The organism is Haladaptatus sp. DJG-WS-42, assembly GCF_037198285.1.
Lineage (GTDB): Archaea > Halobacteriota > Halobacteria > Halobacteriales > Halococcaceae > QDMS2.
Genome location: NZ_CP147243.1, coordinates 1285553 through 1299443, shown reverse-complemented (window position 1 = coordinate 1299443; position 13891 = coordinate 1285553). Strand labels below are relative to the sequence as shown.

12 protein-coding genes are annotated in these 13891 nt (G+C 59.9%); 6 read left to right on the top strand and 6 right to left on the bottom strand.

Features of this window, described 5'->3' with window-relative positions; genetic code table 11:
* Nucleotides 1-14: 14 nt before the first annotated feature.
* From V5N47_RS07145 to V5N47_RS07130, 4 genes are all read left to right on the top strand, one after another.
* Nucleotides 15-437: a PPC domain-containing DNA-binding protein gene (locus V5N47_RS07145; protein ID WP_338730185.1), complete on the top strand. Its 423-nt coding sequence runs from the start codon at nt 15-17 to the stop codon at nt 435-437.
* Nucleotides 434-5497 (top strand): DNA polymerase II large subunit, encoded by a 5064-nt coding sequence (gene polC / locus V5N47_RS07140; RefSeq protein ID WP_338730183.1) that lies wholly within the window; start codon nt 434-436, stop codon nt 5495-5497. Before V5N47_RS07145 ends, polC begins: the two co-directional genes overlap by 4 nt.
* 292 nt (nt 5498-5789) lie before the next feature.
* Complete coding sequence (locus V5N47_RS07135; RefSeq protein ID WP_338730182.1) at nt 5790-6098, top strand: hypothetical protein; 309 nt, start codon at nt 5790-5792, stop codon at nt 6096-6098.
* Nucleotides 6099-6123: 25 nt separating this feature from the next.
* On the top strand, nt 6124-7017 hold the full coding sequence (locus V5N47_RS07130) for a 2-dehydropantoate 2-reductase (protein WP_338730181.1): 894 nt from the start codon (nt 6124-6126) through the stop codon (nt 7015-7017).
* A gap of 16 nt (nt 7018-7033) precedes the next feature.
* On the opposite strand, the gene V5N47_RS07125 is transcribed toward V5N47_RS07130, so the two are convergent.
* The 4 genes from V5N47_RS07125 to V5N47_RS07110 all read right to left on the bottom strand — a co-directional run bounded on the left by V5N47_RS07125 (nt 7034) and on the right by V5N47_RS07110 (nt 10065).
* Nucleotides 7034-7390, bottom strand: a complete 357-nt coding sequence (locus V5N47_RS07125) for a NifU family protein (protein WP_338730180.1) — start codon at nt 7388-7390, stop codon at nt 7034-7036.
* A 44-nt stretch (nt 7391-7434) separates the two neighbouring features.
* Nucleotides 7435-7755 carry a DUF5783 family protein gene (locus tag V5N47_RS07120; RefSeq protein ID WP_338730179.1) on the bottom strand — a complete coding sequence of 107 codons (321 nt, stop codon included), beginning with the start codon at nt 7753-7755 and terminating at the stop codon, nt 7435-7437.
* Between the two features lie 178 nt (nt 7756-7933).
* Nucleotides 7934-9649, bottom strand: coding sequence for a cbb3-type cytochrome c oxidase subunit I (locus V5N47_RS07115; protein WP_338730178.1), 1716 nt, complete (start codon nt 9647-9649; stop codon nt 7934-7936).
* The gene (locus V5N47_RS07110) at nt 9646-10065 is read right to left on the bottom strand and encodes a DUF6789 family protein (RefSeq protein ID WP_338730177.1); all 420 of its coding nucleotides are present in this window, start codon (nt 10063-10065) and stop codon (nt 9646-9648) included. The genes V5N47_RS07115 and V5N47_RS07110 overlap by 4 nt, the downstream gene beginning before the upstream one ends.
* A 245-nt stretch (nt 10066-10310) precedes the next feature.
* On the opposite strand from V5N47_RS07110, the gene V5N47_RS07105 reads away from it, so the two are divergent.
* Entirely contained in the window at nt 10311-10676 is a 366-nt protein-coding gene (locus tag V5N47_RS07105) for a hypothetical protein (RefSeq protein ID WP_338730176.1), read from the top strand.
* Between the two features lie 99 nt (nt 10677-10775).
* On the top strand, nt 10776-11105 hold the full coding sequence (locus V5N47_RS07100) for a hypothetical protein (protein ID WP_338730175.1): 330 nt from the start codon (nt 10776-10778) through the stop codon (nt 11103-11105).
* Nucleotides 11106-11111: 6 nt separating this feature from the next.
* Here V5N47_RS07100 and V5N47_RS07095 read toward each other — a convergent pair whose 3' ends face one another.
* The gene (locus V5N47_RS07095; protein WP_338730174.1) at nt 11112-12395 is read right to left on the bottom strand and encodes a TIGR00341 family protein; all 1284 of its coding nucleotides are present in this window, start codon (nt 12393-12395) and stop codon (nt 11112-11114) included.
* Nucleotides 12396-12443: 48 nt separating this feature from the next.
* Nucleotides 12444-13856 (bottom strand): DHH family phosphoesterase, encoded by a 1413-nt coding sequence (locus tag V5N47_RS07090; RefSeq protein WP_338730173.1) that lies wholly within the window; start codon nt 13854-13856, stop codon nt 12444-12446.
* Between the last annotated feature and the right edge of the window lie 35 nt (nt 13857-13891).

The window sequence follows — 13891 nt, the reverse complement described above, 5'->3', positions numbered from 1 at the left end:
ACCGTGGCGAGCGTATGCACTATCGGGAAGTCTCCACCGCTCGCGAGTTCGTCACTCGCTTTGAGACCGGTGCCGACTGGCGCGAAGAGCTCGAATCGCTCGCCGACGCCGAAGGCATCGACGCAGCGTTCTTTTTCGGACTCGGTGCGGTGCAGGACGCAGAGGTCTGGTTCTACGACCAGACCGACACGGAGTACTATCCCGTCGAATTCGACGAACCGCTCGAAGTTGCCGCATGCGTGGGTAACATCTCGTGGCTCGGCGACGAGCGCTTCGCCCACACCCACGCCGTCCTCTCGCGGGCGGACGGCGAAACCCTCGCTGGCCACCTGAATGCAGGCACCGTGTTCGCCGGTGAGGTGTACGTGAAAACCTTCGAAGCACCACTCGAACGTGCCTTCGACGACACCACCGAACTCGACCTCTGGCCGCTATGAGGCCGGAAGACGAGCGCTACTTCGAATCCCTCGAAACTCGCTTAGACGAGGCGATGGCGCTCGCGACGAAGGCAAAAGAGCAGGGCAACGACCCGAAACCAGAAGTCGAGATTCCGATTGCCAAAGACATGGCAGACCGCGTCGAGAACATTCTCGGCATCGACGGCGTCGCTGCGCGTGTCCGCGAACTCGAAGACCAGATGAGCCGCGAGGAGGCGGCACTCGAACTCGCCAAGGACTTCGCCGACGGCAAAGTCGGTGACTACGAAACCCGCGAGGGGAAGGTCGAAGGCGCGGTCAGAACGGCGGTTGCGCTCCTCACCGAAGGCGTGGTCGCCGCGCCCATCGAGGGCATCGACCGCGTCGAAATCGTCCCGAACGACGACGGCAGCGAGTTCGTCAGAGTGTTTTACGCCGGACCGATTCGCTCGGCGGGCGGCACCGCACAGGCGCTTTCGGTGCTCGTCGCAGACTACACCCGCGCGCTCATCGGTATCGACCAGTACAAACCGCGCGACGACGAGGTCGAACGCTACGCAGAGGAACTCGAACTCTACGACAAGGAAACCGGCCTCCAGTACACGCCAAAGCCCAAAGAGACGAAGTTCATCGCCCGCAACTGCCCCATCTGCTTAGACGGGGAAGCAACCGGGAGTGAGGAAGTCTCTGGCTTCCGCGACTTAGAGCGCGTCGGCACGAACAACCCCCGCGGCGGGATGTGTCTCGTCCTCGGTGAGGGGATTGCCCAGAAAGCGCCGAAAATCAAGCGCTACACCTCTGCGCTCGACGAAATCGACTGGCCGTGGCTCGACGACCTCATCGACGGCACCATTGGTAAAGACGACGGCGAGAAGAAAGACGCAGCCGAGGCCCCCGAAGAGGAAGCGGCCGACGCCGACGCAGATGACGCCGAACCCGAGTCGGAACCAGAAGTTGACGGCCCGCCGCGCGCCGAACCCAAGGGGAAATTCCTGCGCGACCTGATTGCGGGTCGCCCCGTCTTTTCACACCCAAGTATGCCCGGCGGCTTTCGCCTGCGCTACGGCCGCTCGCGCAACCACGGCTTCGCAACCGCGGGCGTCCAGCCCGCGACGATGCACGTCGTCGACGACTTCCTCGCAACGGGCACGCAAATCAAGACCGAACGCCCCGGGAAAGCGGGCGGCGTGATTCCCGTCGATTCCATCGAAGGCCCCACGGTCAAACTCGCAAACGGCGACGTGCGCCGCATTGACGATCCGGCTGAGGCGCTGAAGCTCAGAAACGGCGTGGTCGAAATCTTAGACCTCGGAGAGTACCTCGTCAACTTCGGTGAGTTCGTCGAGAACAACCACGAGTTGATTCCCGCATCGTACGTGTACGAATGGTGGGTACAGGACTTCGAGCACGCGGGCGCAGACGTCCAAGCGCTCGCAGACGACGCGCGCGTTGACTTAGAACACCCCGACCCGGAGCAAGGGATCGAGTGGGCTATCGAGTACGATGCGCCGCTCCACCCCGACTACACCTACCTCTGGCACGACCTCACCGTCGAGCAGTTCGAAACGCTCGCAGACACCGTCTCTCAGGGCTATCTCGATGACGGGGCCCTCTACGTGCCGAACACGGACGACGCAAGACAGGCGCTCGAATGGCTCCTCATCGAACACTCACAGGGGCCAGAGGAGATTCGCGTCCCTACGTGGAAACCGTTCGTCCGCTCGCTCGGGCTCAGTGAGGACTTGGACAAGCAGTGGGACGACCTCTCAGACGAATCGCGCGCGTGGCCAAATGCGCACAAAGCCGTAAACGAAGTCGCGCCGTTCGCGCTCCAAGAACGCGCCCCGACCCGCATCGGGAACCGGATGGGTCGGCCCGAGAAATCCGAAAAACGTGACCTGAGTCCGGCGGTTCACACCCTGTTTCCCATCGGTGAAGCAGGCGGCAACCAGCGGTCAGTCTCGGAGGCCGCGAACCACTTCGCCGACCGCAACGCTACTCGCGGCGAAGTCGAAGTCACCGTTGGCAAGCGCACCTGCACCTCGTGTGGCGAGATTACGTTCAAGAACAAGTGTCCTGCGTGTCAGGGCGCGACCGAGCCACAGTACGAGTGTTGGAGCTGTGAAATCGAGGTCGAACCCGACGAAGCCGGGCGGGCAGAGTGCCCACGCTGTGGCAAGGACGCCTCGTCCGAATGGCGTCGCCCGGTCAACATCCGTGAGGAGTACCGAAACGCCCTCCAGAGCGTCGGTGAGCGCGAAACTTCCTTTGACATCCTGAAAGGCGTGAAAGGGCTCACCTCGAAACACAAAACGCCCGAACCGATGGAGAAGGGCATCCTTCGGAGCAAAAACGGCGTCTCGGTGTTCAAAGACGGGACGGTTCGCTACGACATGACCGACCTGCCCGTGACTGCCGTCCGCGCAGACGAACTTGACGTGACGGCCGGGCAACTGCGCGAACTTGGCTACACCGAGGACATGAACGGCGACCCCCTCGAACACGACGACCAAATCGTCGAATTACGAGTGCAGGACATCGTCCTCTCAGACGGCGCGGCAGAACACATGCTCCGCATCGGCGGCTTTGTCGATGACCTCCTGACCCAGTACTACGGCCTCGAACCGTTCTACGAGTTCGAAAACCGCCAAGACCTCGTCGGCGAACTCGTCTTCGGGATGGCCCCCCACACGAGCGCCGCCGTCGTCGGCCGCGTGATTGGGTTTACAAGCGCGGCGGTTGGGTATGCTCACCCGTACTTCCACGCGGCAAAACGGCGGAATTGTTTCCACCCAACAACCAAGGTGTGGTTTGAGGATGAGGATGGATCCTACCACTACGAACAAATCGAGACGTTGGTTGAGAAGTATCTTGACCCCGAAATGGCCAAGACAGACGATTTCGGGACGCTCGTCGATCATCTATCACATCTTGAGGGAACGCTTCGCGTCCCATCGTTGGCAGACAACGGGTCTCAGTCCCTTCAACCTGTTACGGCCCTCAGCAAGCACCAAGCACCTGACCACATGGTTAGTATCCGAACTCGTTCGGGTCGGGAACTAACTGTAACTCCTGACCATCGAATTCACGTCTATGATTCTGATCTTGGTCGGTTGGTTTCAGTCGAAGCCAGCAATATTGAAGAAGAAGATCACCTCGTAACGCCACGTGGGTTGGATGTGTTCGACATTCCAAACGAGGCTCCGACGTTTGACCTACTTGCTGAGTTCCTCGAATCTGAGGCAATCCCAACGGAGAGCCTGATGATTAAGGGTCTTGAAAAAGACACCCTCTATAACCTCTTCTCTGACCGACTTTCACATGATTGGGATGGTCACTTCTACCCGCTTCAGAGTACAGCGGAGTGGCTTGGTCTTACCAAAAAGGTGCTGAGCAACTATCTGTATCGCGAGAGCATTCCGGCGGCCCTCCTCACCAAGTTTTTCGACACGACTGCTGAACTGTTGTCGTTCATACCGGACGATGCGATGCTCGGCATGAAACGTGACCGAACCGAACTCAACCGATTCGTCGAAATTAACGAACGTACTGCAACGCTCCTCGGCTACTATGCGGCAGAAGGATTCACGCGCGAGTACGAAACCTCGAAGGGGACAATTCACCAGACCACCCTTTGTGGAATCGAAGATGACGTGCGTGAGTTCTTCCTCACGGCTTTGAGCGAGGAGTTTGGTGCTGACCCCTATGTAGAAAACCACGCTAAAATTACGGTTTCTGGACGACTTCTGAGAGCCTTCTTCGATACGACACTCGATGTCGGAAAATTCGCACACTCCAAGCGAGTGCCACAGTGTATTTTCGACGCTCCGAATCATATTGTAGGTGCATACTTGAGTGGGTATTTCAGCGGTGATGGCAGTATTAGTGCTGGAAGTTCTCGAATCTCTGCAACGACTGTTGGCAGTGAGTTGAAAGAGGACATTGTAGCACTACTGACGAAACTTGGTATTGACTCACAAGTCAAACACTTGGATCCGGTCTTGCTTCGAGAATCATTCCCCGAGTTTTACGATGAGGACGACGACTCGATGTCACGGCCTAGTTTCGAAATTTCTGTTTCGGGTCACGACTCTATCCGGTTTGCTGAACGAGCTGGGTTCCACATTCCACGGAAAGACAACCACCTCCAAGCCGCAGTTATAGAGTCGTCACCCCAGTCTGAATTCCGCCGATGTTTCGATGGAGGAACCGCTGAGTACCTTCTTGACCCGGTTGAGTGCATCGAATACTCTGAATCAGAGACCGAGTTTGTGTACTGTCTTACTGTCTCTGACACACATTCGTTAATCTCCAATGACATCTCATCTCTGCAATGCGACGGTGACGAGGACTGCGTCATGCTCCTCATGGACGGCCTGCTCAACTTCTCGAAGCAGTACCTCCCGAACAAGCGCGGCGGCCGCATGGACGCCCCGCTCGTCATGTCCTCGCGCATCGACCCCTCCGAGATTGACGACGAGGCGCACAACATGGACATCGTCGACCGCTATCCGCGCGAGTTCTACGAGGCGACCCGCGAGATGGCAGACCCCGGTGAGGTGGACATCAAAATTGCCGAGGAGAATCTCGGCACCGACCGCGAGTACACCGAGTTCCGCCACACCCACGAGACCTCGAACATCGCCCTCGGCCCCGACCTCTCTGCGTACAAGACGCTCGGCTCGATGATGGACAAGATGGAGGCGCAGCTCGAACTCGCGCGCAAACTCCGGGCGGTGGACGAAACTGACGTCGCAGAGCGCGTCATCGAGTACCACTTCATGCCCGACATCATCGGCAACCTGCGCGCCTTCTCTCGCCAAACGACGCGCTGTCTCGACTGCGGCAAAAAGTTCAGACGCTTCCCGCTCTCTGGCGACTGCAACGAGTGCGGCGGCCGGGTCAACCTCACCGTCCACGAAGGCTCCGTCAAAAAGTACGTGGACACTGCCATCAGGGTTGCAGACGAGTACGGAGCCAGAGAATACACCAAACAGCGTCTCGACATCCTCGACCAGTCGATTCGCTCGGTGTTCGAGAACGACAAGAACAAAGCGTCGAAAATCTCCGATTTCATGTAGCAACTTTTTACGCTTCGGGTGCGCGGAGCGCACCACTCAACGCAAAAAGTTTCACCGAAGCGGGTTCCCCGCTTCGAGCCTTCGTTTGCTTCGCTCACGAAGACATGAAAAAGGCCGACTGCGCCAGCGGCGCAGTCGGATGCAACGCTGGACGGATTCCGCAACAGCACAGCAACTACCTCCGCAACGACTCTGCAACCGCACTGCTTCTGTGAAAACTCAATCTACAAAATCTGACTGTTTTAACATCTGACGTGGCGTTTTATCCGTCCGGCGCACGAATGTCATGGGTATGGGTGACACTGCACAAACACACGTTGAGAAAGAACTCCCGTTCGGCCTCGACGTGTACGACGAGCGTGGTGAGAAACTCGGGACGATTCGCGGCATCGACGAACACGGCTTCTACGTGACGACCGACGACGGCCCCGGTGGCCTTTCAATCGAACACCTTCGGGCGGGCCACGAGTTCGGTGAAGGCGAGTTGATGTGGCGCTGTTTCTCGTGTGGCGAGATGGGTGACATCGAAGCTGACCTCCCCGACACCTGCCCGTCGTGTGATGCACCGAAAGAAGACCTCTACTACTACACGGAAGACTGATTTTCTCTCCGGGGTGACTCTCGGTATGGATATTGTCGTGTTCGGGGCAGGGAGTCTGGGCAGTTTCATTGGCGGCCTTCTCGCCCGCGAACACGACGTAACGCTCGTCGGGCGCGACCCGCACATGCAAGCCGTTCGTGAGTCTGGCCTCCACCTCGGCGGCACGTTCGATTTCACCGTCCACCCGGCGGCGGGAACGACCGTTCCCGATAGCGCAGACCTCGTCGTCGTGACCGTCAAGGCCTTCGACACCGAAGCGGCGGCCCGCGCCCTCGCTGACTGTGTTACAGACGCACTGCTCACCCTCCAGAACGGGATGGGAAACGAGGAAACCCTCGCCGCGATGCTCGATTGTCCCGTCCTCGCCGGAACCTGCACCTACGGCGCGGTGAATCCAGAGCCCGGCCACGTCTACTGTACCGGTATCGGCGACGTGGTGCTCGGCATGCCGGGCGGCGGGGCCGCTCCGCTCGCAGACCGCGTCGGGAAGGCGTTCGAAGCGGCGGGAATCGTCACCACCGTCGCCGACGACATGCCGCTTCGTCGCTGGGAGAAACTCGCGGTCAACGCGGGCATCAACCCCGTCACCGCTCTCGCACGCATCGAAAACGGCGAGATACTCGACGGGCCAGCAAACGCGATGGCGACCGAGGCCGCCCGCGAAACCGCCCGCGTCGCCCAGTCACTGGGTATCGACCTCACCGAAGCCGCCGCCATCTCGGCGGTCGAAGCAGTCGCCGACGCCACGGCTGAAAACACGTCGTCGATGTTTCAGGACATTCGTTTAGAACGGCGCACGGAAATCGACGCGATAAACGGCTACGTCGTCGCGCACGCGGGAGACGTTCCGGTGCCGGTGAACGCGTCGCTCACGAACCTCCTAAAAGCGTGGGAGAAGCGTCACGCACGGGGTGCGTGAGCCAGAAAACAGGTCGTTAGAATGGGGCCTGTGGGCCTTCGTTGTCGTCGCTGTCGTCGTCGCCGGGGAAGTTCGGCGTCATGCCGTGGCCCATCCCTTCGTCCATGCCGCCCATGCCGGTGGTGGCGTGGACTTGGTTGATTTCGGGGATTTCTTTGACCATTCGGCTCTTGATTGCCTGAATCGTCATCGGCGAGATGCCACAGCCACTGCACGCGCCGCCGAGGGAGACGGTGACCGAGCCCTCTTCGCGGTTGATGTCTTGGATGGCCGCACTGCCGCCGTGCATCTGAATCTGCGGGAAGTTGCGTCGCAGGAAGTTCATGACGCGCTCTTCTAAGTCGTCTTCTGGCTCTCTGGATTCCGTGCTCATGGTCGCGGCTATGGGACGATTCTCCTTAGATGTTTGGTCTTCGGTTATTCACGGAGGTCGAAGACGGCTTTGAGTTCCTCGTTGATGCAGTCAAGATAGGTTGAAAGAACGGCGTCCAACTTCTCGTCTTCGACGATGACTGCCGTCACGCGCTCGTGGGGGTTTTCTGGGAGTTCGATGCGGAACTCGCCATCGCCTTCGTAGAACGGTTCGCTCTCGTTCAACACCTGCTGGTCGATGGCGTGGATGAGCTGTGAGTCGTACTCGTCGTTCATGCGATTGAACGCCGATTTGTAGGCTTGCTGGAGTTGCGGGAAGTAGTGGACGTACTTGTCCTCGAACTTCTCTGGGTCGAACTCGGTCATGGCTCGTGAAAGGAGAACGGTGAATAAAAGTTGGCCGAATCAGCGAAATCGCGGTTGCTTCGTCGTCTGGGTTGCAGCTGAACCGCCTGCCAGTGTGGCGATTGTATATCGCACTATCCCATTTATCTCCTGTGTCTCGTCCTATCTACTTCTTTGGGAAAGTGGCCGCGAGAACGCCTCACTTCCTGTCTAATCGCTCTTCGAACCACTGCCATTCGAGGCCGAACTGGTTCGTCTCCTTTAGGTTCCACACGTCTGCGTCTTCGACCACCTCACCAACCCGATACGACTGTATCATGTTCCAGAGCCACATCCCCACCCCAAGGAAGAGGATGAGTGCGCCCACGGTGGCGGCGCGCTGGAGCGGGACGAACACCTCGGGATAGGCGGCGTAGCGCCGAGGCAGTCCTGCCAGCCCCATCAACAACATCGGGCTGAAGGTGAGGAAGGTGCCGACGATGCTCACCCACGCATGCGCTCGCGCAAGTCGCTGGTTGAACATCCGCCCGGTTAGGATGGGGTACCAGTAGTAACTCGCTGCGAACATGGCGAACACGATGATGCCCACCAGAATCAGGTGGAAGTGGCCGACGACGTAGTAGGTGTCGTGGAGTAGGAGGTCCATCGGAATCGAGGCGAGGAACACGCCCGTGACCCCACCAATGATGAACGTCGAAATCCCGCCAACACAGAAGATCATCGGCGCAGTCAGCCGAATCTTCCCGTTGTAGAGCGTGGTGATCCAGTTGAAGGTCTTGACGGCGCTCGGAATCGCAATCGCCAGTGAAACGGCCATGAACGAGGCACGCAGGCGGGGGTCCATCCCGGTGGTGAACATATGGTGAGCCCACACCCCAAACGAGAGCACACCGATTGCGAGCGTCGAGTAGACGACGAACTTGAAGCCGAACAGCTTCCGTCCGGCGAACTTGGGGAGCACGTAGCTTACGATACCGAACGCTGGCAGGACGAGGATATACACCTCCGGGTGGCCGAAGAACCAGAACAGGTGTTGCCAGAGGGCGGGGCCACCGGCTTCGAGCGAATAGAAGAACGTCCCGAAGTTGCGGTCGAGCAGGAGCATAATCATGGCACTCCCGAGCAGCGGGAACGCGAAGATGATGAGGCCGCTCGCGGTGAGCATCGTCCACGAGAAGATGTCGAGGTTGGCCCAGTTGATGCTGCTCGAATCGCGCTCTTCGACGATGGTGACGATGATGTTTATCGCGGCCATCACCGTCGCAATCCCCGAGAGATGCAGGCCGAGCAAGAACAGGTCAACCTCTGGGTTCGCTACCGCCCGCGACATCGGCGTGTACATCGTCCACCCAATCGTCGGCGGCTTGATGGCGAACAGTGCTGCCGTCGGGAAGCCAAGCGGCGCGAGCACTTTGGCGATGACTTCGGTAATCAGCCCCGCGCGCACGAGCAACAGCGCGGGCGGCAGCAGCCAGAAGGCGATGGCGTTGACGCGGGGAAACGCCATGTCGTCTGCACCCACGAGCGTCGGGATGAAGTAGTTCGCAATTCCCGTGAACACAGGCGTGGCGAAGAAAAATAGCATCGTGATGCCGTGGGTGGTGAACAGCGCGTTGTAGGTCTCTGCTGACCACACCGTCGTCTCGTGGGTGAGCAACTCGGTGCGAATCATGAGCGCGTCGATGCCGCCCCACAGCCCCGCGACTGTGGCGAGGAGCAAGTAAAGGAGTCCAATATCTGCGTGGTCAACGGTCGTAATCCACCGAAGCAGTCCGGCTGGTTTCTCTCGAGTGGTCGTCTCCGCGGTTTCGATAAACCCGCCATCGGTGAGTAGACGCTGGGGGCCAGTGGTTCTGAGGAGGGCGAGCGTTGCGAGCGAGATGCATGCGGCGACGAACAGGACGGTTGGATTCATGGATGGGTCTCCGCGAGCCGAGCGTACACTGCGCCGAGCGTGAAGCCGTAGGCGAGGTGAGCGAGCAAGGTGGTGACGCCGTACATCACCAAGATGGGGCCAGCGAGCGTGCCCCGTCCGAGGATGATGAAAATGACCCAGAAGGCAGCGGCAAAGCCCATCCCACGGACGGCGGGGTCGGGCCACAGCGGCAGGTAATTTTCGAGCGAGATGAACAGGAGGGGCCAGGCGAAAATGCCCGCAAGGGCAAACAGGACGAAGCCAAGCGCGGTCTGTCCCGGGAGGCCAACGAATCGAGCAATCACGTCGAACAGCCCGATTTGAGACCGTGTCTCCACTTCGAACATGACGAGCATCACCGAAAGCAAGGACATTCCGGCGGCCCCGCCCGCGATGGCGCTCAACGGTCGGTTCATTGGTTGGGCATCCTACCCGTGGGATAAAAACGTTCGCGGCCATCGTTTATTCAGTTGGCAGTTTTCGAGAGACCAGTCGTGAGATGCGCGCTATCCACTGACTTCGCCCTCGTACGACCGTTTTACGCCGAGAGATCTCGACAACAAGTCTGGTGCATAAATTGTATGTCACGATATAGAATTGGTTCTGTGCCCCTTCTTGCTGACTGTGCGAATCCACGTCTCAACGCCCAGTTGGTGGACTTTTGGCCAGTTCACGACTCAGACAGCTACTCACGGTCGCTATTTCGTTCGCCACGCTCACTCGTCGTGGCTTCCCCAACCGAGAAGCCACCCGCCCGCACTCTGGCGCGAGCCACGACACTGCCGTCGAACTCGCAACGGCACTCCGAGAATATCCTATCGTTACCGTCCTCTCTAGCCCCTGCGCTTGCGCCGTCCTCGGTACATTCACGGGCGAGCACGTCGTCGGCATCCACGGCAACTTGCTCACGCTCATCTTGAATCACTCCGACGATCGCCCCGACATCGCATTTTGGTGGGATAGCCTTTGGCTGTCAGATTGCTACCCCATCGAACTTTCAGGTAGCGAGCTGCAGTCGAGCGAGTAGCTGGGGGAAACCTGACTGCTCGTTGAGGTGTGAGCGAAACAGGGAATCTCTCACCGTGCGAATAGCCTAGTAGCCGAGCGCGAACTCGGTGGGGGCGCTATGCAGACAGTAATGCCGAGAATTCTCATCGTCGGACGTGATTTCGACATCACCACGTCCCTCGTGCGAAATCTCAGAAGATCGGGTTACGACGTAGACGGCATCCACAGCCACGGCGACATCGACGCCGTCTGGCAACCGGGCCATTTCGATGCTGTCGTCCTCGGCGGTGGCCTCTCAGAAGAACAGCGCGCAGCGTGGCTCACCACGCTCGAAGCACGTTCGCCGGGTACACCCGTGTTCACAAAAGGGTTAGACGGCGTTCCCGGCGGGATGTCCACGTATCTCGCGTCTGTCGTTGGACAAATCGGGCCAACCACCATTACCTGACTGTTTTTACGACTGCGCGTAGCGTTCTTGTTCGACGTAGGTGATTTTCACGACAACCCGCTGGTCTGTGTGTTCTGCGACCGCACTCGCTATCGTCGGAGCCAGCCCATCGTACGCGCGGTCTGGTGGTCTTCGAATGACGACGGTAACTTGCTGTTCGTCGGTGAGCAACCCCGCGTCCGTAATCGACGTATCGACGCGCACGAGTTCGAGTTCGCGGTACTCGGGCTGTGACAGGATGGTTTCGACCTCGCTGTTGACCGTGTTCTCAAAGGTGACTTGCTGGCTCGTCACCGCGCCGGCGACGCCGAGCGAACTCACGACGAGGACGACCGCCGCAATCGCTCCAATCGACGGTCTGCCGAGATCACCGTTCTCGACGCGGCCCGGACGGTAGCCGAGATAGCGCAACACGGCAAACCCGGAGAGATTGATTGCCGCTGCGTTCATGATGAGCAGGACAAACGCCCCGGCGGCGACCGTTGGATACCCCCACGCGATGCCGATGCCGACCGCCGCTGCGGCGGGGATGAGCGCGGCGGCGATCATGACACCGATGAGCGAAGCGGGAAGCGCCGTTGCCAGCCCGAACGCACCCGCTGCCCCAGCGCTGATGCCGACGATGAACGAGAGAAAGCCCGGCGAAATACGTTGGCTAATCTGGTCGACCGTCTCCACATCGAGCGTGGTTGGGATGAACGCCGCAGATTTCAACAGCCACCCGAACGCCGCTGCACCGACGATGGCGAGCGCCAGCCCATACACCTGCGCGCGCATCCCCTCGGCGAACATTTTGCGGTCGTCGAGGACGCCGCCGACGCTCGCGGTCAGCGCGGAGCCGACTTGCGGGGCGATGACCATCGACCCGACGACAATGGCAGGCGAGTTGAGCAACAGCCCGGCCGTCGCCACGAGCGCAGACAACACCGTCATCGCGTAGTACGTCACCGGATTCGGGTGCATGTTCCGCGCTTTCGTCCGAATCTCCTCGCTTGCGATGCGGTCGTCTTCGTCGGTTCCCTCGATGTACTGCGCTTCGAGCTCGCTGAATCGCGGCGTGTGAACCGTCTCTGCGTTCAATACAACTGTATATTCCTCTCGTTCGATTCCGGCTTCTTCGAGGCGGTCTAAGACGTGCTCGACCGCCTGTGGTGGGAGGGGAAAATGAAAGACGATACCGCCGTCCGTGCCCTCTTCGGCCGTTGAGATAGAATCAATATTTTCGTCGTCGAGGATGTCCTCGACGGCAGCCCGGCGTTCGTTTGGAACGAACACCTGTACGAGACGCATACCATCCTTCACGCGAGGATGCGTATCAGTGATGCGGCCGCGTAGTGCTTAGGACAGCTGCTCGCCAACCAACCGGTCTGCTTCCGCGATGAACGCCTGCTCTTTCCCTTTCGGGACGGTCGCGCCTGCGGCGACGTTGTGCCCGCCGCCATCGCCGCCGACCGACCGCGCCGCTTCACCTATCACCACGGAGAGGTCAAGTCCATTGCGAACGAGCGCGGGTGACCCGCGCGCAGAGACCTTCACCTCACCGGGTTCGTCGGTTTTCTCCGCGAACGCGAAGATGGGCACGCCGCGGTCGATGCCGTCCGCGCCGACGGCCATCCCCGCGATGATGCCGACAATCGTCTCACGGATGCGGTCGCCCGCGTGGAACCACTGGATGTGTTCTTCTCGATTAACACCTTCCTCGGTGACCCACCGCAGGCCGTCAGAGAGGTTCCGGCGGTGGTTCGAGAGCAGTTTTCGCGCGCGGTCGAGTGCCTCTTCGCGGTTGCCAAGGCAGACAGCGAGTCCCACGTCCGCCCGGTCGTAGCGCGCGGTGGCGTTGAGTAAGGTCGAAAACTCGCTCGGGTCGCGCAACTCCGTTCCCTCGTCCTCTGCGGCGAGGGTGTAGGACGTGCCCACCAGACTCTGAATGCGGTCCGCGGGAACGCCTCGGCCAATCGCGTGCTTGAGCAGCGCGCTCGCAAGCGTCTGGCGCTCGGAAAGCGAGAGGTCAACCCAGCGTCGCCACTCGTTCCCGTCTTTCAGGTTGAGGTCGAGTTTCGAGAGGAAGTTGTGTGCCCCGCGTTCTGAGTTCGAAATCCCGGGGATGTGCACATCGCTCGCGTATTCGAGGAGTTTCGGGAGCGGGCGGGTCTGTTTGCCGTAGAAGGTGAGGTCGGTACCGGTTTCGAGGACACCGACTTCGACGCCCTCAGCGACGATGTTCGTGTTCGCACCGAGGAGTTCGCCGTCAGTGGCCTGCATGTCGCCCACTGCACCGACGACCGCGAGCGCCGCCAAATCTCGATTGGCTTCTCCACCAAGCGCCCGCGCAAGAACGTACGCCGCGCCCGCCCCCGAGAGTTCAGACGCCCCATCGAGACCGAACAGCAACGGGTTCAGATGGAACTCAGTCTCTGTCTCTGCGGGCTGGTGATGGTCGGCGATAACCGGGGTGAAATCACCCGCTTCTTCGTGGGCGCCAATCACGTCGAGTTGCCCGCTACCGAAGTCAGTAAAGAGAACTGTCTCGTAGTCACGCGCCGCAATCGAGGCGATTTCGGTCTCGTCCAGTTGCTTTTTGAACACCGTTTCGAAGGGAATCTCCGCACGTTCGAGCGCGCGCGAGGCAATCGCCGCGCTCGTGAGTCCGTCTGCGTCGATGTGCGAGACTAAGAGTACCTTGTCCGCCTCGCGGAGACGGGCGGCGCACGCCTCGGCGCGGGCTTCGAGTTCGGGGACGGGACCGGCCATTATCCATGGTTGGGTCGGTATCCCGTTTAAAGACT